General features: G+C 52.5%; 19 protein-coding genes, 1 tRNA gene, 3 rRNA genes and 2 pseudogenes. 8 read left to right on the forward strand and 17 right to left on the reverse strand.

Features of this window, described 5'->3' with window-relative positions:
• Positions 1-18: 18 nt before the first annotated feature.
• The 11 genes and pseudogenes from MTP40_RS14025 to MTP40_RS14075 all read right to left on the reverse strand — a co-directional run bounded on the left by MTP40_RS14025 (position 19) and on the right by MTP40_RS14075 (position 8,022).
• Positions 19-996 (reverse strand): helix-turn-helix transcriptional regulator, encoded by a 978-nt coding sequence (locus MTP40_RS14025; RefSeq protein WP_215697840.1) that lies wholly within the window; start codon positions 994-996, stop codon positions 19-21.
• A gap of 135 nt (positions 997-1,131) precedes the next feature.
• A pseudogene (locus MTP40_RS14030) lies at positions 1,132-1,337 on the reverse strand (zinc transporter); the annotation flags it as partial.
• 111 nt (positions 1,338-1,448) lie between these two features.
• Positions 1,449-1,928 carry a hypothetical protein gene (locus MTP40_RS14035; RefSeq protein WP_249259575.1) on the reverse strand — a complete coding sequence of 160 codons (480 nt, stop codon included), beginning with the start codon at positions 1,926-1,928 and terminating at the stop codon, positions 1,449-1,451.
• 146 nt (positions 1,929-2,074) lie between these two features.
• Positions 2,075-2,677 carry an L-2-amino-thiazoline-4-carboxylic acid hydrolase gene (locus MTP40_RS14040; RefSeq protein WP_249259576.1) on the reverse strand — a complete coding sequence of 201 codons (603 nt, stop codon included), beginning with the start codon at positions 2,675-2,677 and terminating at the stop codon, positions 2,075-2,077.
• Positions 2,678-2,683: 6 nt separating this feature from the next.
• Positions 2,684-3,316 carry an L-2-amino-thiazoline-4-carboxylic acid hydrolase gene (locus tag MTP40_RS14045; RefSeq protein WP_249259577.1) on the reverse strand — a complete coding sequence of 211 codons (633 nt, stop codon included), beginning with the start codon at positions 3,314-3,316 and terminating at the stop codon, positions 2,684-2,686.
• A gap of 1 nt (position 3,317) precedes the next feature.
• Positions 3,318-4,250: an acyl-CoA thioester hydrolase/BAAT C-terminal domain-containing protein gene (locus MTP40_RS14050; RefSeq protein ID WP_249259578.1), complete on the reverse strand. Its 933-nt coding sequence runs from the start codon at positions 4,248-4,250 to the stop codon at positions 3,318-3,320.
• Positions 4,247-5,089, reverse strand: coding sequence for a class I SAM-dependent methyltransferase (locus tag MTP40_RS14055; RefSeq protein ID WP_207684842.1), 843 nt, complete (start codon positions 5,087-5,089; stop codon positions 4,247-4,249). The genes MTP40_RS14050 and MTP40_RS14055 overlap by 4 nt, the downstream gene beginning before the upstream one ends.
• 11 nt (positions 5,090-5,100) lie before the next feature.
• Positions 5,101-5,592: a hypothetical protein gene (locus tag MTP40_RS14060; protein WP_207684843.1), complete on the reverse strand. Its 492-nt coding sequence runs from the start codon at positions 5,590-5,592 to the stop codon at positions 5,101-5,103.
• The gene (locus tag MTP40_RS14065; RefSeq protein ID WP_207684844.1) at positions 5,592-6,293 is read right to left on the reverse strand and encodes an L-2-amino-thiazoline-4-carboxylic acid hydrolase; all 702 of its coding nucleotides are present in this window, start codon (positions 6,291-6,293) and stop codon (positions 5,592-5,594) included. Before MTP40_RS14065 ends, MTP40_RS14060 begins: the two co-directional genes overlap by 1 nt.
• On the reverse strand, positions 6,290-7,153 hold the full coding sequence (locus MTP40_RS14070) for an MBL fold metallo-hydrolase (RefSeq protein WP_249259579.1): 864 nt from the start codon (positions 7,151-7,153) through the stop codon (positions 6,290-6,292). The genes MTP40_RS14065 and MTP40_RS14070 overlap by 4 nt, the downstream gene beginning before the upstream one ends.
• A gap of 101 nt (positions 7,154-7,254) precedes the next feature.
• Positions 7,255-8,022, reverse strand: coding sequence for an alpha/beta fold hydrolase (locus tag MTP40_RS14075; RefSeq protein ID WP_207684846.1), 768 nt, complete (start codon positions 8,020-8,022; stop codon positions 7,255-7,257).
• Positions 8,023-8,630: 608 nt separating this feature from the next.
• On the opposite strand from MTP40_RS14075, the gene MTP40_RS14080 reads away from it, so the two are divergent.
• The 4 genes from MTP40_RS14080 to MTP40_RS14095 all read left to right on the forward strand — a co-directional run bounded on the left by MTP40_RS14080 (position 8,631) and on the right by MTP40_RS14095 (position 12,497).
• Complete coding sequence (locus MTP40_RS14080) at positions 8,631-9,947, forward strand: penicillin-binding Tp47 domain C-containing protein (protein WP_156059605.1); 1,317 nt, start codon at positions 8,631-8,633, stop codon at positions 9,945-9,947.
• Positions 9,948-10,027: 80 nt separating this feature from the next.
• Positions 10,028-11,140, forward strand: coding sequence for an FMN-binding protein (locus tag MTP40_RS14085; protein WP_156059606.1), 1,113 nt, complete (start codon positions 10,028-10,030; stop codon positions 11,138-11,140).
• Positions 11,137-11,601, forward strand: coding sequence for an FMN-binding protein (locus tag MTP40_RS14090; RefSeq protein WP_156059607.1), 465 nt, complete (start codon positions 11,137-11,139; stop codon positions 11,599-11,601). Before MTP40_RS14085 ends, MTP40_RS14090 begins: the two co-directional genes overlap by 4 nt.
• The gene (locus MTP40_RS14095) at positions 11,598-12,497 is read left to right on the forward strand and encodes a 4Fe-4S binding protein (RefSeq protein ID WP_156059608.1); all 900 of its coding nucleotides are present in this window, start codon (positions 11,598-11,600) and stop codon (positions 12,495-12,497) included. The genes MTP40_RS14090 and MTP40_RS14095 overlap by 4 nt, the downstream gene beginning before the upstream one ends.
• A gap of 69 nt (positions 12,498-12,566) precedes the next feature.
• Here the strand turns inward: MTP40_RS14095 and MTP40_RS14100 are convergent.
• Positions 12,567-12,779, reverse strand: a pseudogene (locus tag MTP40_RS14100) (heavy metal translocating P-type ATPase); the annotation flags it as partial.
• A gap of 1,064 nt (positions 12,780-13,843) precedes the next feature.
• Between MTP40_RS14100 and MTP40_RS14105 the strand changes: the two are divergent.
• From MTP40_RS14105 to MTP40_RS14120, 4 genes are all read left to right on the forward strand, one after another.
• On the forward strand, positions 13,844-14,167 hold the full coding sequence (locus tag MTP40_RS14105) for a PadR family transcriptional regulator (RefSeq protein WP_117506180.1): 324 nt from the start codon (positions 13,844-13,846) through the stop codon (positions 14,165-14,167).
• Positions 14,164-14,748 (forward strand): DUF2812 domain-containing protein, encoded by a 585-nt coding sequence (locus MTP40_RS14110; protein WP_156074789.1) that lies wholly within the window; start codon positions 14,164-14,166, stop codon positions 14,746-14,748. The genes MTP40_RS14105 and MTP40_RS14110 overlap by 4 nt, the downstream gene beginning before the upstream one ends.
• Positions 14,749-15,092: 344 nt before the next feature.
• Complete coding sequence (locus tag MTP40_RS14115; RefSeq protein ID WP_156074787.1) at positions 15,093-15,968, forward strand: hypothetical protein; 876 nt, start codon at positions 15,093-15,095, stop codon at positions 15,966-15,968.
• A gap of 138 nt (positions 15,969-16,106) precedes the next feature.
• The gene (locus MTP40_RS14120) at positions 16,107-16,400 is read left to right on the forward strand and encodes a transposase (RefSeq protein ID WP_249259580.1); all 294 of its coding nucleotides are present in this window, start codon (positions 16,107-16,109) and stop codon (positions 16,398-16,400) included.
• Here the strand turns inward: MTP40_RS14120 and MTP40_RS14125 are convergent.
• From MTP40_RS14125 to MTP40_RS14145, 5 genes are all read right to left on the reverse strand, one after another.
• Positions 16,389-16,640, reverse strand: coding sequence for a DUF6061 family protein (locus tag MTP40_RS14125; protein ID WP_249259581.1), 252 nt, complete (start codon positions 16,638-16,640; stop codon positions 16,389-16,391). The two genes, MTP40_RS14120 and MTP40_RS14125, sit on opposite strands and share 12 nt — an antisense overlap.
• A 168-nt stretch (positions 16,641-16,808) precedes the next feature.
• A tRNA-Lys gene (locus MTP40_RS14130) sits at positions 16,809-16,884 on the reverse strand.
• A gap of 38 nt (positions 16,885-16,922) precedes the next feature.
• Positions 16,923-17,039: ribosomal RNA gene (gene rrf / locus MTP40_RS14135) — 5S ribosomal RNA — on the reverse strand.
• A 125-nt stretch (positions 17,040-17,164) separates the two neighbouring features.
• A 23S ribosomal RNA gene (locus MTP40_RS14140) occupies positions 17,165-19,999 on the reverse strand.
• 271 nt (positions 20,000-20,270) lie between these two features.
• Positions 20,271-21,781: ribosomal RNA gene (locus MTP40_RS14145) — 16S ribosomal RNA — on the reverse strand.
• The 16S, 23S and 5S rRNA genes sit together here with 1 tRNA gene alongside, the layout of an rRNA operon.
• Between the last annotated feature and the right edge of the window lie 525 nt (positions 21,782-22,306).

A 22,306-nucleotide genomic window follows, 5' to 3' on the forward strand; every position in this document is an offset into this window, starting at 1 on the left:
ATATTTTTCGGCCGTGGACTACTCCATTCTGATTTCCCTGCTCCGTTTTGCGAGTCCATTTGCGTGGGTGCGGTACTGCGACGGGGTCGTTCCATATCGTTTCCGGAAAGCCTCCGAAAACTTGCTGGCGTTGTCATATCCTGCATTCTGTGCGATCTGCGTAATGGGCTTTGCGCTCCGGACAAGCTCTACGGCAGCCTGTTCCAGACGGTATTCCTTGATATAGTGGTATACTGGCACACCGTAGACCTGTTTGAACATTTTTTGCAGGTGCGAAACCGAGATCCCGTGTTCTTCTGCCAGCTGCGCAAGGGAGACATACCCCTCCCGGTTTGTCAGAAGGTGATCCCGGAGATGGTGTGCCAGTTCGGTCTGTACGGTAGAACAGTACAAGTCCGTTCCTTCCTCCTGCGGAATGCGGCTCAGCAGCATCAACAGCTCCACCACCTTGAGCCGCAGGAACCGGAGATCCATGTAGGGCGCATTTTCGTACAATTCCCGGAAAACGTGCTCACAGCGGGGTCCTGCCGTACCGAACATGAACCATCGGTTTCCCAGAAGATTCTGCTTCAGTACCGCAAAATCCACCGAAAAGCCCGGTGCGTTCTTCTCAAGCCAGTTCTGAGCGGCTGCTGGATCAACTTCCAGACACAGCCCTTCGTAACAGCCCAGCGGGAACCGTGACTCTGAACGTGTTCCATGCCGTCCGTCGTAGCAGCTGACGGCCATATCCCCCGGCTTTAGCAGAACGCTATCGCGCATGGAAAAGCTGGTTTCAAAACGGCCATTGATGCAGAAATTGATCTCTATCATACCGATCTGCGTGCGGATTTCCGTATAGGTCTCCATCTCCAGCCGCAGCAGCATGATCCCCACGCCATCAAACAGCCGGTAATAGTGAATTTCTCCACTTCCGGCCGCATTTTCAAAGCCGCCTGTTTGTCCGGGATTATAGGGAGTGACCCCCGTTTTGTCATGAAAAATGATATCAATCATACTGTTTATTCAATCCGATCTCCACAATCCGTCTTTTGCAGGGCTTGGAATGGCAGCTGTGGTCAACTGGCAGATCTCTGTCTTTCATGTTTTTCCTTTCTTCGCCCCTTGCATCGCAATTTTCTCAACCATGCGCTATCCCAGTGCCACATCCAGTACCATCATCACGCTGAAGCCTACCGCAAAAACACCGTGCCGACGTTAGAGTGCTGCCCCTGCGACATTTCCGGGATCAGCTCCTCCACCACCACATACAGCATGGCTCCGGCGGCAAAGCTGAGCAGATAGGACAAAGCGGGCACCACAATGCCTGCCGCCAGGATCGTCAGTACTGCCCCGATCGCACCGAAAATGCACCATCGAATCAGCTTTTTCGGTTTCTCCGTCTTCATCTTTTTTGCCTCCGATTGCAGTTCATGATTCTACTTTTCATTTGGGCAATTTCCAACTTCTTAGAAAATCAAATGGACAATACCGCCGACAATTGCCGCTCCCGCAACCCAGATCAGCGCCAGTATACTTCGCTTTTTCTGCACCTGCCTCCAGGTCTGCACGAACGACGCATCTTCAAGCCCTGGCAGCACCCAAAACTGGCTGTGCCCGACCCATAGCTTGTCGATTACAACGCCGTCATAGATATTCATAACCTCAAGAAACAGCAGCGCCTGCCAATAGGCCTCACCAAAGGAGGAAGCCTCGTTCCACAAACCGATGATCAGCACAAGAGCAGCAAGCATCACGATAAAGAACGGTATCATAAAACATTTTCGTTTCCGGTTCATCGTATTGCGGTCGATCAGTCCCAGTTCGATGGCGCGGTCCTGCACCTCCTTGGGATAAAAGTACAGTCCATTGACAGCACCGCCGATCACAGCGATTTTTATCATTGCGGTAAACAGCAGACAATAAAGCAGCAGTTGCAGTACGATCATTGTTTTTCTCCTCTCAGTCTGCGTGCGAATCGGGCATATGCTCCCATTTCCTTCGTCTTCCATCGTGATTCATACAAAACAAGAAAGTATGCCAGAAATACCATGTACCGAATCGTTTGATTTCCATTTCAATATGCCGCCCACTATTATCTGACCTTCATGCAAAAATCGCAGCGGTCATTTCCACGCCCCAGCGTCATGCTTCTCTCCCAGATCAGCTTCGGATGCAGCCCGGTATAGCTGATGTCATCACTGTCGCAAAAGCAGCGGCACAGCTCCGGGCAGCCGTATTCTATGCAGGTGTCGTGATAGGGACACTTCACCATATCCACACGCCAGACGCCGTTACCGGTCTGCAGTTCTTTTGGGGCAAAGCCCGCCGCCGGGCCGAAAACGCTCCGGGTGGATTTGACAAAAACGCCGGGAACAAGGCGGTAAAGCCCCGGTATGTGCAGCAGGGCGGCAAGCTGTTTGTGGCTCGTTCTCGCCAGCCGCTCCACATAGCCGTGAACGGTTTGCAGTGCCTCCTCTTTCGGCATGACACGCTGCAAGGTCTCGTAGGCCGCAATGCCCGGCAAGATCTGCCGCTTGAGGTGGTATTGCTTTTCCTTGCTTGCATCTGCATTTTCAGCCAGCAGTGCATTCAGGCGCATATCGAAAGCGGCGTTCAGTTCCTTTGCCCGCGCGGGAAAGCGCAGTGCCACAGTCTCCCGGAAATCACGGGAGAGATAGGTTTCCTTCCTCTTCATCGTCCGTTACCCTTTCTTTTTGTACCCGCAGTCGCAGTAGGGTCCGCCGGAGGCAAGGGTGTACTGCCGCACAAAATTTGTCACACCGCCCGCTTCGCTCATGGTGTAGTCCAGATGGCACAGGGCGGGGGTCAGGTCGTACAGCCCCAGTTCCTTCATCAGCACACAGATGCCGCATTTGGTAAAGCGTCCCTCGTAGCCGCTGCCATCCGGGTATTCGTAAAACTCCATGTTCCACGAATAGGGGTTGCGGTCGGCGGCTTTCAGGGCAGCGGTTGCCTTCATGGCGGCAATGTCCTTTGCGGTAAATTTGCTTTTTCCGCTTTTGCGGCAGAACCACTTCATCAGCGGCGTCATCTGAGCGTTCTCATAGTAAACCGTCAGCGCCTCTGCATCCGGCCGCTGCGGCATACAGAGAACAAACGCCCCCAGCATGGCGCATCCAATGATGTTCATGCTGAACCGATCACCTTTTTCAAATTTGGGCAGCTTTGCGATGATCTCTTTGTATTTCGGCTTGGCGGTTTTGGTGATCTGCTTTGCGGTGGCTGCATCATAGCCCAGCACCGCCGTCAGCTGCGTCTGAAACGATTTCGCAAACACGGCCCACATCGCCATAGGGATTCCCATCCAACGCATTTTACTTTTCCCCTTTCCATTCTGCCAGCACCCGGCACATCCGTTTCTCGATGTCTTTCCGGGTCTCCCGGCATTCCTTCGGATATTTCCGGGCCGCATGGAAGGCCCATTTCACAAATAGGCCGGAGCCAACCGGCAGCATAATTTTCAGCATCCCATCCGGGAAAACGAAGTGGGTGCCGTGGGCATAAACCATCGTCTCGATCTCGCATTCATGCGGTTTTTCGGCAAGGCGCTTTTCCATCCGGCGGATATACTTTGCGGTGTCCCACAGCGCATCGTCCTCCGCGCCGATCAGCAGCAGCTTTCCCCGGATGTTTTCAACGGGAATGTATTCTTCCGGCTCGATCGGATGAGCTGTCTCGGAATCGTCAAACAGCTTGCGGGAGTTTACCATATCGCCGGCGCGTTTGCTCTCGGCGGCGATGCAATGCCAATAGTCGGGATGCTGATAGCAAAACGGCATATAGGGCAGCGGCTTGCCCCGGTAGGAGAACAGCGATTCACCCTCGACCGGCCACTCCTTGCAGCCGTCCCTTTTGCCCTGCAGAAAGCCCTGCCACACAAAGTCGCTGGGTGTCATGGCAATGGTCAGGGTGATATCCGGGAACATGGCAGCCGCTGTCAGCGCAAGCGTTCCGGTGGTCGATGCACCGGCAATGCCGATCTTTCTGTTACCGTTAGCTTTCAGCCATGAAATTGCCGTCTCCACACGCTCAAGCGGGTAATTATGATGTCCGTAATCTTTTTTCGCGGGCGACATTGTGAGCACGTTCACACCGCACCCGCAAAGCCATTTCACTGCCGAGCGCGCAAGCCGATCCTCCGGATCATCCCCGATCATCGTGATGACCGCACAGTCTGAACCGCCGGCACACGCCCAATACGCACCGTAAAAGCCATTGAGTTCCACATCAAAGTGCAGGTGTTTCATGCTCTCCCTCCAAATCCGATCTTCACGATCTGCATTTTCATCCCGTTATCCCCGACCTTTGCAAGAAAACGGAAAAAGCTGCTGACAGAAGGGTCTTTCAAATCGTTGTACCCCAGCATATAGCCCCGGCTGGACACTTGCAAACGGCTGTCCCATGGGGAAAGCTCACTTTTGGCATCCGAAACGGCGAAATATGCTCCCACATCCTTGATCTTTGCAGTCTTGAGCCATGTTTTTGCGATCATCTTCACCGCCGTACGGTTGGCGGCATCAAAGACCAGCACACCGCCGGGGAAAGCGTCTGCCATCCCCCGCACCAGTTCCCGGACCTGCTGGGTCGGGAAGTAATAGAACACCCCGGAGGCAAAGAACACCGCCCCGCCGGAGGTATCGATCTTGTCAAACCATACGGGGTCTTTCAGGTCGCAGGGAATGTTTTGCTCCCGCTCCCCGGCGGGCAGCAGCTGCTGCCGCAAGGCAATGACATCGGGAAAGTCCAGATTGTAGATCTTGCAGCTGCCGTTGTCGCAGGCTCTGCCGGTGTTGTCCAGCCCGCAGCCCAGATTGACCACCGCTGCGCCGGGGTGCGTTTTCAGGTATGCCCGCACCTCAAAGGTAAGGTCGTTCTGCCGCATGGCCACCTCCAGCGCACCGAACCGCTGCATCAGACTGCGGGAGCTTTTCTCCGCCCCTGAAAAATCGTAGTCGATCTGGTCGAGCAGACGAACCGCGGTTTCATCCCGGTAAAGGTTCGGGTACAGCTCCGTACACAGCTTCCGGGAATACAGCGGGAGGATCAGCGTCTCCTGCACGGTGTTTTTCTCGATTTTATATTTCATAGGCACCTCCCTCAGTAAAGAAAAACAGTCATAATTGCCGCCAGCACCGCCGCTATGACTGCCATGCCTACCGTACCAAAAAGCCATTTTTTCTGCTTGTCTTTTGCGGTAATGTACGGCTTCAGATCCTCTGTTCCGGGGATCGTCCATGCGTTCGTATGCCCCACCCAATAGCCGTCAACCAACAGGCGGTCCATGAGATTCATAACGGACAAGATAACGAGTAACTGCCAGAAACCCTGAACAAAGCCCTTTGCACCGTTTATCCCATAGACACAGACCAGCACATAGCCGATATAGCCGGGAATGCAGACTGCTTTGAACAGCAGGCTGTTGCGTCGGATGCGTTCCGGGCTTGTAAGTCCCAGCTTCACGCACCGCTGCTTCACCGCCGGGCTGTAAAGATGCACCATCCCAACAGCCCCTTTGCGGATGCCCGCAGCGCAGACCAGAACCAGCAGTGCCCCCAGCCCAAGACCTTCCAGAATCACCTGTAAAAGCATTACTTATTCCTCCTGTATCCGTTTTCATCCCGGTATTCGGGATGTTCCTTTACGTATGGATCCTTATCGCCGCAGATGGTATAGTCGCATCGGCAGCCGTCCACGCAGGTGGTCGTCCGCACGAGCTTGGCATGGAGCAGTTCCATGGACGCATAGTCCACATTGCACAGGGCGGGCATAATGTCCGCAAATCCAAACCGCTTGGCAAATTCCGCCGCCGGACACGCCGTAAATTCATAATAGATGGGCTTGCTGTTTTCGTAAGGCGCAACATCCATCTCGTAATCATGCCATGTGTCACAGTGCTTTTGGGCGGTGCTGAATGCCCGATACATCAGCTTTTTCCAGAATGGCTTGTTGATGTCAACGAATCGCAGCTTCCGGAAGGACGGCAGGATCAGATTTTCTTCTATCTCTTCCATTTCGCGGAATGTGACCACATCCCGGCACACATCGTAAAAGCACATGATGGCGATGCAGTCGTAGGTGCCGCCTACGCCGTTGTGAAAATTCTTTTTACCGCCGAGGTCGGTGCGCCACTTGGAAAGAAGCTCTGCGTATCTCAGCTGCACCTGCTCCCAGACCACCTCGCGCTCCACCTCCGGATAGTGCAGAGTGATTTTCGCCAGAATTTCCTTTTTGCAGGGTTTGGAATATAGCACATGGCAGCTACGGTCAATTTGTAATTCGCTGTCCTTCATCTTCCCACGCCTTTCAGAAAACCGCTCTTTGCATTTTCTTCGGTGTCGTCCGATTCGTCGTAGGCATCATAGGGTGCCGATGGGTCGTGGACTTTTTTCTTGAACGGTGAGCTCAACTCATTTCTGTGCGCAAAGGCAAACTCCATGTTGTCCGTCCAGCCGGTGTGTCCGGTAATGAACAGCGGATGCAGCCCACGTTTTTTCAGCTTTTTCTCCAGCAATGCCAAGGACTTCACCGCCAGCTTGTTGTCCTCTGTCAATGCGGAAATAAAGCTGTATCCACCGTCCGCGCCGAACCAGACGGTATCGCCGGTAAAAAGGTACTTATCGTCAATGAGGTAGACCATATGTCCCCATGTATGACCGGGAACCAGAAAACACTCGATCCTGACGCCGTCAATATCAAAGACCTCTCCATCGTGAAGCAGCTGCTTTTCGTTGTAGATGGTCACTTGCGGCAGCTTATAGAGATGATAAATAACCTTGCGGCGTGCTTCTCCGATCAGATACCGGTTCTCGATCTCGCCGATGTACAGCTTCGCATTCCGGAACAGCCCCGGACTGTCTGCTTCCACCGCACCCACATGGTCGGTGTCCTGATGGGTGATAAGGATATGGTGTATCGACTTCGGATCAATCTCAAGCCAGCCCATTTTTTCGGCAAGGCGGTCGTAGTTATATCCCGCATCGATCATAATGGTCGTATCGCCTTTGCGGTAGAAGAAGATGTTAGCCACCCATTCGCGCACGCAGGCAACATTCTCGTCGATCCAGCCGGTGTTCAAAGGCTTGAAGATCTCCTTGCCCCGGTACATCCAGCTCATTGCTTTTCTTTGAAATTCCGTTGCCTTTTTCGACATGATCGCACCTCATTTCTGTGCTGTGACGCACAGCCAGCCCTTTTTATTTTTGTGACTCTGAACCCTGCCAAAGCCTGCTTGCTCCAGATACGTTTTACCGTTCACAATGCAATACTTTTTACCAGATGCGCCCACTGCTCCGGGTGACAGGCCAGCAATTCCTCGTGCTGCAAGTTCTGCTCATGGAGAACAGGATGTGCAAAATGCTGCTGATACCGGGCACGATATTTTGCGCCCATTTTCAGGGCGTAAAAAATATGGATCTCGGTACCGGGCACATGGATCTTATCCGGCAGCGGAGTGATAAGATCGGAGTAGAACTGATTTTTACAGCTCTGCATGGTCACATAAGGGCGGGCCTCACCGAACATTTTCAGAAAGGCTTTGACATAATCCCCCGACTCTCTGGCACGCTTATCCAGACGCTTTTGGAGAAATTTTGCCTTAAACTTTCCGTCCCGCACCACAGGGTAGATCAATGGCAGCAGAAAATCAGTCTGCAAGCTTGCCGTCAACGGCGATGCCTGATCCAAATCGGAGCTACCCAGAATGCCGTAGTCCATGTGGATGTTCTGCCGCGCCGCCAGCAGCCCCACGAAGGAACCGCCCAGAGAACAGCCGTAGGCTGCCCGGATGTGACCGCCGCAGTGGGTCTTGAGGTAGGCCTCGATCTTTTCGGTCTCCTCCAGCATGGTGGGAAATTCGGTCTGTTCAGTCTCATCAAAGCCATCGTAGCTGACGCACAGCACCCGGAAGCTGTCAGCCAGAAGCGGGATCACGGCACCGAAATTGCTTTTCCAATGGCAACAGGTGCCCGGCAGCAGCAACAGCACCGGGGCATCCTCTGCACCAAAATGGTAGATCTTCATCCTGATACGCTCCTTCTCTATTTATTTTCCACCTGTAAATAGAAGAGATATATTCCTTCGTATAGGGCAGAGTTTTGAGTTAGACAATACTAACTTTTCATTCTATAAAAAGCCGCTTCTCAGCGGTCCTTCTGCCAAAATAATACGCCCTGCCGTCTCCTCTGTCAAGAAGTTTAGGCATTTTCGGAGATTTTGAAAAAGATTTCGCTTTCGGGAACCCCCAACCGTCACCCCAGTGCCACATCCAGCACCATCATCACGCTGAAGCCCACCGCAAAAAACACCGTGCCGACGTTGGAGTGCTATCCCTGCGACATTTCTGGGATCAGTTCCTCCACCACAACATACAGCATGGCTCCGGCAAAAAGGTCAATGGCTTTGCGGTATAGCGGGTGCTGTCGGCACCTTTTGCCGAAAAATTAGCCTCTATAAACATCCCTGTTTTTTCTTGACAAGCCCCTGTATGCGTGCTATTTTAAATTTCGTCAAATTAGTTCAACCTAACCATCTGAGGGGCATTACCCCACAGATTTTTTTGCGCGAAATGTTAGGATCAACTAACTATGTGGCAGTGATTCTCTGCCATTGCGATGAAAGGAGCACTTTGCATGAAACTGAAGAAATTTCTTTCCCTGCTGCTGTCGGCAGCTATGGCGTTCACTCTGTTGACCGCTACCGCCTTTGCAGCAGCCCCCGCCGAGGAGGAGAACGACTTTTTCGATTTTCTGCTGGGCAAAAAGTACACCTATCTCTATGCTGCCCTGACTTGGGATGAGTACTGGGCAAACGAGAAGGTCTATGCTGCCGGAAACGCTGCCGCCTCTGCACAGCTGGACAGCCACGAGGAGCACGACCTTGGCGCATTTGATGCAGTCTCCCGCGCTACCGTCAACCACGGTCTGCACCGCGGCAGCTTCCAGAGCACTGCTGTGATCTACGCCAAGGACGGCAGCAGCTACACCGTTTCCCACTGGTCGGAGGATGGTAAGACCATCTATCTGGCCGATGGCACCACCGTGGGCTGGAACCGGGGCACCATTACCAAGGCCGACGGTTCTACCGTGCAGATGGATCACTACGAGGTGCTGGGCACCAAGTATGTGCCGGTGCGCGTGGCCACCAGCGACCTTGCAGATTTCTGCTCCAAGTACACCGTGGTGGAAAATGGCGGTCAGCTGGTGGGCGGCTACTCTGAAAAGAACCTGACCGCCTATACCTTAACGGCTGCGGTGGACGAAAACACCAACGGCCTGAAGTACGCAACCAAGAGCGGCGATGGCTACACTTTCTCTGCCGCGCACACCGGCACCGGTTCCGGCGTGGCAGAAGCCGCCCAGAAGGCTGCGGATGGTCTTACCGTGAACCTGCGCAGCGGCAGCGATGTAGGCAGCTTTGGCGAGTTTATCCGTGTGGACCTGAACGGCAACTACGGCGAGCTGGGCTCCCGGATGCAGTCTGTGGTGTGGACCTACTACGGCGATGACAGTACCTACACCCACGCCAAGGCCTCCTACGGCACCAAGTTTGCAGCCGACAACTGGATGCACAAGTCCATGGGCATCCAGCTTGGTCTGAGTAATTCTGCCCGCTGCCAGCTGCCGGAGGGCACTGATGGCACTGGCTACTGGACCGTCACCATCCGTGCACTGGGCTACGCCGACACGGTGGTCAAGTTCCAGACCACTGCCGAGAACCTTGCCAAGCACGAGCTGGCAAGCGATGCCGACCGCGCCGCCCTGCAGGCTGTGGTCGCCGAAGCACAGAGCAAGGCAAAGGCCGCTTACACCGCCGACAGCTATGCCAATCTGGAGACCGAGCTGGCCGAGAGCGTGGAGCTTTTGAGCCGCGAGACCCTGTATAAGGCCGCTGCACTGGAGCAGGTGACCCACCTGACCGATGCCGTGCAGAACTTGAAAGCTGCCTGATCCGGCAAAAAACAGAACACCAAAAAAGCAAGGTCGCTTTATGCAGGCGGCCTTGCTTTTCCGTGTCAGGAGGAGTTGGAATGAACAAAAAACGATGCAACACACTGCTGCCACTGGTGCAGCTGCTCCCGGCGGTGGCGGCAGCGGCAACCGTGCTTTTTGCCCTGCCCCGCACCGTGCCGGTGCTGGCCGCCGTGCCGGAAAGGCTGACGGCTGTGGTGGAGCAGCCGGCAGAAGCCGCTTCCTCCGAAGCGGAGGAAGAAGCGCTGCCCAAGCTGCCCTATGCCGATGGAGTTTACGTTGGCTCTTCCCGGGGCTACGGCGGTGCCGTCCGGGTGCAGGTCACCATGGAAAACGGCAGCATCACGGAGGTCGAGATCTTGGACGCTTCCCACGAGACCAGGCAGTTTCTGCGGCGCGCCAAGCGGCTTCTGACCACCGTGGTGGAAGCCCAGAGCTGGGAAGTGGATGCCGTTTCCGAGGCCACCTACACCAGCCGGGGCATTCTGGGCGCAGTGCAGAACGCCCTGACCGGCGAGGTAGTCAACAACCCCCTGCCGCCGCAGCCGGAGCCCGCCGCACCGCTGGTGGTGGAGGAATTTACCGCGCCCTCTACCTATCTGGACGGCATCTACACTGCCGAAGCTATGGGTTTTGAGGGCGAGATCACGGTGCAGGTCACGGTGGCAGAGGATAAGATCACCGATATCACTCTTCTGAGCGCTGAGGATGAGGAGGAATATCTCTCCCGGGCAAAACAGGTCATCCCTGCCATTCTGGAAGGGCAAAGTCCCAACGTGGATGCTGTTTCCGGCGCCACCTACTCCTCCACCGGCATCCTGAACGCGGTCAAGCTGGCACTGGCAAAGGCGGCTGTTGCTCCGGCAGAGGAAGCCGCCCCGGAGCAGGCAGCATCGGAAGAAGCGGCAGAAGAAGCCGCCGCACCGTCTGAAGCAGCAGGATCCGAGGAAACGCCGGTCGCTGCGCCCACCGTGGAGGTGGTGCAGCCGGAGGAAAAAAGCGCCGTTCCTCCATGGCTCAAAGAAATATGGCAGCAGCTTTTCCCGGCAGAGGCACCGGCATCCCCCGAACCGGAACCGGCATCTTCTGAGGAAGTGCTGTCGGCATCCGAAGCGGTGCTGCCGCCGGAAGAGACCGAAGCCGAACCCGAAACGGAAGGAGCAGCGGAATGAAATACAAGAATTTTCTTCTCCGGGCGGTGAACCTGCTGCTGATTCTGGGGGTACTATGGCAATACCAGCAGGTGACGCTGGTCCGGGCAGCAGCGGTGAGCCAGCGCAAGCAGGAGATCGCTGAGGTGGAAGCCTACAATGCTTCCGTTTTACAGGCGCAGAGCGCAGCGCAGGCAGAGCAGACCCAAAACGGCTACCGGGACGGCACCTATGAGGGCAGCGCCTTTGGTTTTGGCGATGTCATCCGGGTGTCGGTGACCATCCAGAACGGCAAAATGACCGATATTGCGGTGCTGGATGCCTCCGGTGAGGATAAGCCCTACTATAAACAGGCGCTGCCTTTGCTGGACGAGATACTGGATGTGCAGTCTGCCGAGGTGGACACTGTTTCCGGCGCTACCCTCACGGCAGAAGGACTTATCGGTGCAGTAGAGGACGCACTGGGAAAGGCGGCAGGATGATGGAAAAAACACAAGCAAAGCCTTTAACGGCGGCGCAGCAGCGTCAGTTGGACAAAAAGCGCCGCACATGGCTGCGCGCCGGGGTACAGCTGTTCTTCTTTGTGACCATGCCGGGCGCATTCGTAGCCGGTTTTTCCGGGGTAAAACAGATCTTTCTGCACATCGGCGCAGGCGAGGTACTCACAGCGGACAGCTTCACGCTTTCTCTGCTGGGGCTGTGCGGCTTCACTTTGCTGTTCGACCGTTTTTTCTGCGGATACGCCTGCGCCTTTGGCAGCTTGGGCGATGCCGTCTGGGCGCTGTCCGGGCTTATCCAGAAAAAGCTGTTCCACCGCAAAAAGCAGCTCTGTCTGCCGGAGCGGGCGGTGCTTTGGGGGCAGAAGGTCAAATATCTGCTGCTGGCGGGGCTGGTGGCGCTGTATGTGACCCGGCAAGAAAAGCTGCTGACCGGCGCAAGCCCGTGGGAGGTGTTTTCCCGCCTGACGGCTCTGCGTCTGCCGCCGGAGGGCTTTGGTGTTGGCATCGGGCTGTTTGTGCTCATCTTGCTGGGTATGGCAGTGCAGCCCCGGTTCTTCTGTCAATTTCTCTGCCCCATGGGAGCGGTGTTTGCCCTGCTGCCGGTGCTGCCTTTTGCGCGGCTGCACCGGCAGAACGATGGCTGCATCCCGGGTTGTAATGCCTGCAAGCAGCAGTGCCCGGTGTGCCTGAAGCTGGAGGAAAGCAGCCTGCGCAGCGGGGAGTGCATCGCCTGTGAGGCCTGCGTGGGCACCTGTCCCAAGCAGAACATCCACCGGTGGGATCTTGCCTTGTGCAAGAGCCTGTGGCTGCCTGTGCTGGCGAAGACGCTGCTCTTCTTCCTGCTGGGCTGCTGGCTGGGTTTCTGCCGGTTTATCTGAGCTAAAAAAGGAGGCTGCCGCACGGTATTTGTGCAGCAGCCTCCTTTTGGCTGGGATGATTTGTCATTTTTACAGGGAAGGCTTCTGCTCCAACAGGTCTGTCATGCTGCGCAGACTGATGCCAAGGGTGGAAAGGTTATGCAGTATCGCACTGGTAGCAGGGGGCAGGATGCCCAGTGCGCCCAGAAGGATGAGCGCTGAGTTGAAGCTGAGCACAAAGCGGTAATTGCTGCCCACCCGCTTTTGCAGGGCGTTGGCAATGGATTTTAACATTGTTAGCTGCAGCTTGATACGGAGGATCATTTCGGTCATGCTCACTTGCAGAAGTTCGCAGACGCGGCCTGTAAAGGCAGCAGAAAGATTGAATGCGTCGTACTTTTTTCGATTTTGCACAACAAATTTTTCAAAAGCCTCTTGACGCATTCTACATACCGTGGTATTTTTCTTGTAAATCCCACTGATTTTGTGGATTAGTCTGGAACCATCTACAAGATGTGGTCGTGTTCATTTTGAACACTGCCTCACCGTGGATTATCCCTGAAAGATTTACCGCCCCGCAACACACCCGATTCATTTTGCCGCCGTTTCACCCCGACAAAATCCATCGCTGCGCTGCTTGGGCGGTATTTTTCTTTTCTAGGGAAGATTGCACCTTGAAAATTTCATGAGCCGTCCGAACGTGATATCGGCTTTCCAGTCAACGCCGCTGCATAAACAGGGGCAGAAACTTCGTTCGGAGCAAACGGTGACCCACATACATGAGCAGCATAACCTCTACTTATTTTTACGCCTTAACAATTCGGAAACAATTACCCAGAAACAGTTTTGAGCGCAGCGGTAGAGGGCAAGAACCGTCCCGTGGCCACAAATTTTCAATTCTTGAAAATTTCCTGTCCATCCGGGACTTCACTTCTCAAACTCTTGCGAGTTTTGATGTGATCTTGTTGGGGTAGCGCTTGTCGGGGCAACGCCCCTCCATCTGCTGTCGCAGACCGCGCTGCCGCTTAAAAGCTCCACTGGGGCTTTCATTGCTGCGCTGCGCTTCGCAAACGCGGTCCCACCCCAAACCCTGCTCATATTCGCACCTTGCGGTGCGAAAGAACGGCGTGTCGTGCTTACATAACTTCACCGAGAAGTTATCGAACAGACAGGAGGTACAATGACCAAAACAAATGTTCAACCGATTCCTAGCAATTCTCAGCACCACGACACGCCGAACAACAAAACAAATAGAGAGCAGACTGTTCTTCTTTCACACACCCATTATATAATTTTCCTGAATCTGCTTGGCGAATATTACGGTTAGTGATATATTTATTACAGTAACCGTAACAAGGAGGCAAACCATGCGCGATAATGCAAAAGGTGGTGCGCTTACAGAAGTCACCTTTTATATTTTGCTTTCTCTTTATACGCCAAAACACGGATACGCTGTTATGCAGTTTATTGAAGAAAAAACAGACGGACGGCTTTCCCTAGGCGCAGGCACTTTATATGGAGCATTAAACTCTTTGCAGGACAAGAAGTGGATTGAACCTTATGGCGATAGTGAGGGAAGAAAAAAAGAATACCACATTACAGCACAGGGAAAAGAAATTGCAGAAAAAGAGCTTGCAAGACTAACCGAACTTGTAAGCATTGCAAGTGAAATTATTGGAGGTGCAGTATGAGTAAAAAATGTTATCGCTTCTTTGGTGGATTGCTAAATGCACAGGCAAAATGGTTAAACAAAATGTCCGAAAAAGGTTATCGACTTGTCCGGACAGGAAGAATGCTCTATGAATTCGAAAAATGTAATCCTGACGAAGTGACCTATTGTGTAGAGTTTATCGGAGAAAAATCAAAAGATAACGCAACAGACTATGCTAACTTTTTGGAGGATATGGGCTACAAGGTATTTTTCAAGAATATCAATCTAAACTATTCTGTCGGAAAAGTTCGATTGCGTCCATGGGCGGAAATAGGCGGTTATATTGCAACAAACGCAACAACTTTTAACCGCGAACTATTGATCGTAGAAAAAGCAAACGACGGAAAGCCTTTTGAACTCCACACCTCCTATGCCGATAAAGAAAAATACTACCGAAACTTGCGTAACCCATGGCTATTCCTACTACTCCTGTTTGCACTGTTTGCCCTTATCAAACATTCTCTCGCCTTGGGTATTTTTTCATTGGTTTCTGCAATTCCCAGCATTCTGTACCAGATCCAAATTATAGTTGTCCGACAAAAAGCCAAAACGTGGGAATAAATAACAATCAAGAGGGCGGCAACAAAAGTTGTCGCCCTCTTGATTGTTATTTATAGAAATACAAAAAAGATTGCTCAACAGCTTTTGAGGAACAGCATCGTGCAGAGCTGGCAGCGTACCGGGCGGCAGCAGCCTATTTCAAAGCAAACAACATCACAAAGCTGCCCAGCCCGAAAAAACTGGAAGCCGAGTATGCGCAGCAGGCATCCGAAAAGGCAAAGTTCTACGAGCAGTACAAGGAAGCCAAGTCCGAACTGCTCAAACTGAAAACCGCAAAGCAGAATGTTGCGTCCTTTTTCCGGGAGGAAGAACCGGCGCAGCAGGAGAGATAAAGGAGTGTGCGTATGATCAATCTGAAAATCGATCCGGAGTTCCAGTCCCAGATTCCTCCTCTGACCGATGATGAATTTAAGCAGCTTGAAGAAAATATCCTCAAGGAAGGCAAGCTGATTTCTCCTTTGATCGTGTGGAACAACACACTTGTTGACGGACACAATCGTTATGCAATCCTCCAAAAGCACCCAGAGATTTATTTCTCCACGATGCCGCTCCCGTTTGAAAACCGGGAAGAAGTCCTCGCTTGGATTTGTAAGAACCAGTTGGGGCGGCGCAATCTCACGCCGGAGCAGAAGAAGTTCCTCATTGGAAAACAGTACAGTGTGGAACATCGAAAGCCCGGTGGAAACGGCAACAACCAGCACACAGCTGCTTCCAAGAAAAGCACACCGGAGGAATTGTGTCAAATTGACACAATTCCTCCCACCTCTGCGGAAGCGAGCATCCGCAAGCAGATTGCGGAGCGGAACAATGTCAGCGAATCCTACGTTGCCCGTTCTGAAAAATTCATGCGCGGCGTAGAGATCATGGAACAGATGGTGCCCGGTATGCAGGAGAAAATCCTGTCCGGGCAGTTCAAAGTTCGTGATGCTGATATGCACCGCCTTGCCAGAGCCGATTTTCCGAACCGCAAGCAGATCGTGCACGAGATTCTGCACCCGGAGGTCCGCTCTGCTCCGCAGAAACGAATCTACGGAATCAACTATTCTGCACTGGAAGCTGCTGTCCGGCGAATCCAGCAGGATGTTGATTTCCTGATGAAGTATCTCCCTAAGGTGCCTGATGATGCCTATGTGAAAGTGGAGACCACGAAGATTCTCAAACAGCATAAGGCATATATGGCACAGTTTGAAGAACTGCTGAACGATGAAAAAATCGCATAACGACAGGCACTTGTAAGCCATCAACGAGCCACCAGCCGCAAGTGCAGGGCGGAAAGCATCCGCGCCCTTGCGCCTGATATGAAATTGGAACTTTGATTTTCTCGCCCGACTTTGCCACAGTGGGACGATCAAAGGAGCGTGCGTTTGAACAAAAAGAAAAAGTCCACAAACACTTCCCCTTATCCCGATGAAGTCATCGACCGTCTGGCACGGGCATTCTATCCGGCGATTCTCGCTTGCTGGAACAGCGAGGAAGGCCAGCGCGAGTTTGCCGCGTGGCAAGCAGAGCAGGCTCATCATATCCCCAGCAAAGAAAAACAGAGCGTTCCCGACGGGGAACGCCCTGTTGTACATATCGCTATCATATGTGGATTTTGGCAGGGTGCGTCCGGGTGGCGCACCCTGTTTTTTGTTTTACACTTAATCTTCTAAGCCATGGCTCCCGGTCACATTCTTCAAATATTCCTCCGAGTCGCCGTTCAGAATCAAATCGGCATAGCTCAGTGGGTCATTGTAGATAAGGTAGTCCAGTTCCGTCTGCTGTGCCGTGGTCACATCCAGCGCATTCTCGACCCCGGTGCAGTCGATGGTAATTTTTCTCCCATCCCGGAGCAACAGCTCCACGCACCCGGTATCCATGTTGAATTTACAAATGCTTTCGTCGTACTTCATGTTCGTGTCCTTTCTACCTTATGGCACTCTTACCGTGGTCTGTCGTGCTTTCTTATGATAAGGTCTAGGACGTTTTTCGATGGAAGCAAGGGATTCGTTCTGTTTTCCAAAGAATACAAAAAATCCGAACCCTTCTCCTATTGGAAAAAAGTTCGGATTTTGTTGTTGTGGTGCACCTCCAGGGACTCGAACCCTGGGCCCACTGATTAAGAGTCAGTTGCTCTACCAACTGAGCTAGAGGTGCATATTGTCGAGATGCGGTTTCAAACATCCCGACATTTGAGTCGGCGACTACCTATTTTCACGCGCCGTTTCCAGCGAACTATCTTGGGCACGAGTGAGCTTAACTTCTGTGTTCGGAATGGGAACAGGTGGAACCTCACCGTCATTGTCACCGACCAATATGACTGGTTCAGTATAACACTTCTGTTTTACTTTGTCCAGTGTTTCTTAGAAGGACGTGCCTTCAAAACTGAATAATCACTGCTTACATTTTGTCATTGACTTGAGAATTCAAGCGAATTGTGGTCAAGCCCTCGATCTATTAGTACACACTTGCTGAATGGATCACTCCACTTACACATCGTGCCTATCAACCTCGTAGTCTACAAGGGATCTTACCTGATTGAATCAGTGGGATATCTTATCTTTGGGTCGGCTTCACGCTTAGATGCTTTCAGCGTTTATCCGATCCGTACGTAGTTGCCCAGCTATGCTCCTGGCGGAACAACTGGTGCGCCAGAGGTACGTCCGTCCCGGTCCTCTCGTACTAGGGACAGCTCCCATCAAATATCCTGCGCCCACGACAGATAGGGACCGAACTGTCTCACGACGTTCTGAACCCAGCTCGCGTACCGCTTTAATTGGCGAACAGCCAAACCCTTGGGACCGAATACAGCCCCAGGATGCGATGAGCCGACATCGAGGTGCCAAACCTCCCCGTCGATGTGGACTCTTGGGGGAGATCAGCCTGTTATCCCCAGGGTAACTTTTATCCGTTGAGCGATGGCATTTCCACTCACATACCACCGGATCACTAACTCCAACTTTCGTTACTGCTCGACCCGTCAGTCTCGCAGTTAGGCTCGCTTCTGCGTTTGCACTCTTTTGCTTGATTTCCGTTCAAGCTGAGCGAACCTTTGAACGCCTCCGTTACTCTTTAGGAGGCGACCGCCCCAGTCAAACTGCCCACCTAACAATGTCCCCCGACTCGATTCAGAGCCGCAGGTTAGAATTCCAATATCGCAAGGATGGTATCCCAACGGCCTCTCCGCCAAAGCCAAAGCCTTGGTTTCCAAGAGTCCCATCTATCCTGTGCATGCAACATCGAAACCCAATATTAGGCTACAGTAAAGCTCCATGGGGTCTTTCCGTCTTGTCGCGGGTAACCGGCATCTTCACCGGTACTACAATTTCGCCGGGCGGGCTGTTGAGACAGTGCCCAAATCATTACGCCTTTCATGCGGGTCAGAACTTACCTGACAAGGAATTTCGCTACCTTAGGACCGTTATAGTTACGGCCGCCGTTCACTGGGGCTTCGATTCAATGCTTGCACATCTCCTCTTAACCTTCCAGCACCGGGCAGGCGTCAGCTCGTATACGTCATCTTTCGATTTAGCACAAACCTGTGTTTTTGGTAAACAGTTGCTTGGGCCGATTCTCTGCGGCTCCATCTCTGGAGCACCCCTTCTCCCGAAGTTACGGGGTCAATTTGCCGAGTTCCTTAACAACCCTTCTCCCGTTGGCCTTAGAATCTTCTTCCTACCTACCTGTGTCGGTTTGCGGTACGGGCACCTCAGAAATACACACAGCTTTTCTCGCCATCTTCCATCTCAGACTTCGGTACTAATTTCCCTCGATCTCTACCGGAACCAACACCCGGCTCTGAGACTTCATATGTGTCCCTGTGCTTAACTCTTTTGGTGGTGACGGAATCTCTACCGTCTGTGCATCGGCTACGCCTTCCGGCCTCACCTTAGCTCCCGACTAACCTGGAGCGGACGAACCTTCCTCCAGAAACCTGAGGCTTTCGGCCATGCAGATTCTCACTGCATTCGCGCTACTCATTCCGGCATTCTCACTTCTATACACTCCACAGCCGCTTACGCTACTGTTTCTCCGCGTATACAACGCTCCCCTACCCAATGTATTACTACATTGCCTAAGCTTCGGTGTCAGGTTTAGCCCCGTTAAATTCTCCGCGCAAAGACGCTCGACCAGTGAGCTATTACGCACTCTTTGAATGAGTGGCTGCTTCTGAGCCAACATCCTGGTTGTCTGCGTATCTTCACATCGTTTTCCACTTAACCTGACTTTGGGACCTTAGCTGTAGATCTGGGCTGTTTCCCTTTTGACAATGACATTTATCTGACACTGTCTGACTCCCAAGCATCAATACTCTGGCATTCTGAGTTTGATAAGCTTCGCTAACCTCTCGGCCGCTAGGCTATTCAGTGCTTTACCTCCAGGTATCTAACTTGAGGCTAGTCCTAAAACTATTTCGGGGAGAACCAGCTATCTCCGGGTTCGATTGGAATTTCTCCGCTACCCACAGTTCATCCGCCGCCTTTTCAACGGAGGTCGGTTCGGTCCTCCATGGAATTTTACTTCCACTTCAACCTGACCATGGGTAGGTCACCCGGTTTCGGGCCCATTATATGCAACTTAACGCCCTTTTCAAACTCGCTTTCGCTTCGGCTCCAGACCTTAAGTCCTTAACCTTGCTGCATACAATCGCTCGCCGGACCGTTCTACAAAAAGTACCCTATCACGCTTTGACGCGCTCTAGGTGCTTGTAGGCACAGGGTTTCAGGTTCTTTTTCACTCCCCTCCCGGGGTGCTTTTCACCTTTCCTTCACAGTACTATACGCTATCGGTCACTGGGTAGTATTTAGGGTTGGAGGGTGGTCCCCCCGTATTCCGACCAGGTTTCACGTGTCTGGCCGTACTCTGGATCCTGCGCAGCTCTCTCCGTTTTCACCTACGTGGTTCTCACACTCTCTGACCGGCCTTCCCATGCCGTTCGGTTAACAGATTGAGTCTTAAAAGCAGTCCGTACCCCGAAAGTATTTCTACTCTCGGTTTGCCCTCTTCCGCGTTCGCTCGCCACTACTTACGGAATCTCGTTTGATGTCTCTTCCTCGCCCTACTTAGATGTTTCAGTTCAGGCGGTTCCCTCAATACACCTATTTTAAATTTCAGTGTATTGTACCTGAGTATGAACCCAGGTGAGTTTCCTCATTCAGAAATCTCCGGATCAATGCTTATTTGCAGCTCCCCGAAGCTTATCGCAGCTTATCACGTCTTTCATCGGCTCCCAGTGCCAAGGCATTCGCCCTGCGCCCTTGTTCGCTTGACCTTTCAAACGTTCTTTCAGAACATTTGGTATCCTCTTGATTCTCTCTTATTGCCAACGAAGATTATGTTACCCTTCCTTTTGAAATTGCAATATTTCTTAAAAGAACTTACTATAATCTTTGTTTCGCAGTTATTATTCAGTTTTCAAGGTACGTCTTTGAGTGTCCTTTTCAGGGCCCTCAAAATCGAACAATATCTACTCTGCTTGTATCTGTCACCTGTTCCAGATGGTCGACCATCTTCGATGTTCTTCCATCTGCCTGACTCCTTAGAAAGGAGGTGATCCAGCCGCAGGTTCTCCTACGGCTACCTTGTTACGACTTCACCCCAATCACCAGTTTTACCTTCGGCGGCGTCCTCCTTGCGGTTAGACTACCGACTTCGGGTCCCCCCGGCTCTCATGGTGTGACGGGCGGTGTGTACAAGGCCCGGGAACGTATTCACCGTGGCATGCTGATCCACGATTACTAGCAATTCCGACTTCGTGCAGGCGAGTTGCAGCCTGCAGTCCGAACTGGGACGTTGTTTCTGAGTTTTGCTCCACCTCGCGGTCTTGCTTCTCTTTGTTTAACGCCATTGTAGTACGTGTGTAGCCCAAGTCATAAAGGGCATGATGATTTGACGTCATCCCCACCTTCCTCCGTTTTGTCAACGGCAGTCCTGCCAGAGTCCTCTTGCGTAGTAACTGACAGTAAGGGTTGCGCTCGTTGCGGGACTTAACCCAACATCTCACGACACGAGCTGACGACAACCATGCACCACCTGTCTCCTTGCTCCGAAGAGAAAACATATTTCTATGTTCGTCAAGGGATGTCAAGACTTGGTAAGGTTCTTCGCGTTGCGTCGAATTAAACCACATACTCCACTGCTTGTGCGGGCCCCCGTCAATTCCTTTGAGTTTCAACCTTGCGGTCGTACTCCCCAGGTGGATTACTTATTGTGTTAACTGCGGCACTGAAGGGGTCAATCCTCCAACACCTAGTAATCATCGTTTACGGTGTGGACTACCAGGGTATCTAATCCTGTTTGCTACCCACACTTTCGAGCCTCAGCGTCAGTTGGTGCCCAGTAGGCCGCCTTCGCCACTGGTGTTCCTCCCGATATCTACGCATTCCACCGCTACACCGGGAATTCCGCCTACCTCTGCACTACTCAAGAAAAACAGTTTTGAAAGCAGTTTATGGGTTGAGCCCATAGATTTCACTTCCAACTTGTCTTCCCGCCTGCGCTCCCTTTACACCCAGTAATTCCGGACAACGCTTGTGACCTACGTTTTACCGCGGCTGCTGGCACGTAGTTAGCCGTCACTTCCTTGTTGAGTACCGTCATTATCTTCCTCAACAACAGGAGTTTACAATCCGAAGACCTTCTTCCTCCACGCGGCGTCGCTGCATCAGGGTTTCCCCCATTGTGCAATATTCCCCACTGCTGCCTCCCGTAGGAGTCTGGGCCGTGTCTCAGTCCCAATGTGGCCGTTCAACCTCTCAGTCCGGCTACCGATCGTTGCCTTGGTGGGCCGTTACCTCACCAACTAGCTAATCGGACGCGAGGCCATCTCAAAGCGGATTGCTCCTTTTCCCTCCGGTCGATGCCGACCTGTGGGCTTATGCGGTATTAGCAGTCGTTTCCAACTGTTGTCCCCCTCTTTGAGGCAGGTTCCTCACGCGTTACTCACCCGTTCGCCACTCGCTTGAGAAAGCAAGCTCTCTCTCGCTCGTTCGACTTGCATGTGTTAGGCGCGCCGCCAGCGTTCGTCCTGAGCCAGGATCAAACTCTTTATAAATGATATTTATCACTTAAAAAGTGTTAAATCTTTTTCGCTCAGCACGCAATCGCTTGCGTCCTGTGTGAATTACTTTGTTTGGAATTGTTTAACGTGTTTTTCCAACACGAAAATAGGTTCCGTTACAAGTTTTTCGATATTGTTCAATTTTCAAGGTCCTGTGCGCCTCAGCCTTGCGGCTGACGACTTGATTATTTTACCACAGAAGTGATTTTTTGTCAAGCACTTTTTTCAGAAGCTTTTCGACCTTTTCGAACTTGTGGCTCGTTTTTCAACGTATCCATATTGGTTCTTTTCGCTTTGCTTCCGCCGCTTTCAGAAGTCATTCTTTCCGGCGGCCCTTGGCGCTCAAGTATAATACCACATCCCCGCCCTTCTGTCAACACTTTTTTGCATCTTTTTTAAGTTTTTTCTATATTTCGCAAAATGAGTGCTTCCGGGCAGGTTTTGAACCCCTCCGAAATGGCCACGGCCATTTCGTCTCCCCTTTGCCAAGGGGAGAGCCCTTGCAGTTTCCGGGGCGGT

Source organism: Faecalibacterium sp. IP-3-29 (genome assembly GCF_023347335.1).
Taxonomy (GTDB): Bacteria; Bacillota; Clostridia; order Oscillospirales; family Ruminococcaceae; genus Faecalibacterium; species Faecalibacterium duncaniae.

Excerpts from the sequence above, each read along its gene's own strand:
- MTP40_RS14035 (WP_249259575.1), bottom strand. The coding sequence starts at position 1,928 with ATGATCGTACTGCAACTGCTGCTTTATTGTCTGCTGTTTACCGCAATG.
- MTP40_RS14105 (WP_117506180.1), top strand. The coding sequence starts at position 13,844 with ATGCGCGATAATGCAAAAGGTGGTGCGCTTACAGAAGTCACCTTTTAT.
- MTP40_RS14095 (WP_156059608.1), top strand. The coding sequence starts at position 11,598 with ATGATGGAAAAAACACAAGCAAAGCCTTTAACGGCGGCGCAGCAGCGT.
- MTP40_RS14045 (WP_249259577.1), bottom strand. The coding sequence starts at position 3,316 with ATGCGTTGGATGGGAATCCCTATGGCGATGTGGGCCGTGTTTGCGAAA.
- MTP40_RS14075 (WP_207684846.1), bottom strand. The coding sequence starts at position 8,022 with ATGAAGATCTACCATTTTGGTGCAGAGGATGCCCCGGTGCTGTTGCTG.
- MTP40_RS14055 (WP_207684842.1), bottom strand. The coding sequence starts at position 5,089 with ATGAAATATAAAATCGAGAAAAACACCGTGCAGGAGACGCTGATCCTC.
- MTP40_RS14090 (WP_156059607.1), top strand. The coding sequence starts at position 11,137 with ATGAAATACAAGAATTTTCTTCTCCGGGCGGTGAACCTGCTGCTGATT.
- MTP40_RS14060 (WP_207684843.1), bottom strand. The coding sequence starts at position 5,592 with ATGCTTTTACAGGTGATTCTGGAAGGTCTTGGGCTGGGGGCACTGCTG.
- MTP40_RS14050 (WP_249259578.1), bottom strand. The coding sequence starts at position 4,250 with ATGAAACACCTGCACTTTGATGTGGAACTCAATGGCTTTTACGGTGCG.
- MTP40_RS14040 (WP_249259576.1), bottom strand. The coding sequence starts at position 2,677 with ATGAAGAGGAAGGAAACCTATCTCTCCCGTGATTTCCGGGAGACTGTG.
- MTP40_RS14080 (WP_156059605.1), top strand. The coding sequence starts at position 8,631 with ATGAAACTGAAGAAATTTCTTTCCCTGCTGCTGTCGGCAGCTATGGCG.
- MTP40_RS14025 (WP_215697840.1), bottom strand. The coding sequence starts at position 996 with ATGATTGATATCATTTTTCATGACAAAACGGGGGTCACTCCCTATAAT.
- MTP40_RS14125 (WP_249259581.1), bottom strand. The coding sequence starts at position 16,640 with ATGAAGTACGACGAAAGCATTTGTAAATTCAACATGGATACCGGGTGC.
- MTP40_RS14115 (WP_156074787.1), top strand. The coding sequence starts at position 15,093 with ATGATCAATCTGAAAATCGATCCGGAGTTCCAGTCCCAGATTCCTCCT.
- MTP40_RS14110 (WP_156074789.1), top strand. The coding sequence starts at position 14,164 with ATGAGTAAAAAATGTTATCGCTTCTTTGGTGGATTGCTAAATGCACAG.
- MTP40_RS14070 (WP_249259579.1), bottom strand. The coding sequence starts at position 7,153 with ATGTCGAAAAAGGCAACGGAATTTCAAAGAAAAGCAATGAGCTGGATG.
- MTP40_RS14085 (WP_156059606.1), top strand. The coding sequence starts at position 10,028 with ATGAACAAAAAACGATGCAACACACTGCTGCCACTGGTGCAGCTGCTC.
- MTP40_RS14065 (WP_207684844.1), bottom strand. The coding sequence starts at position 6,293 with ATGAAGGACAGCGAATTACAAATTGACCGTAGCTGCCATGTGCTATAT.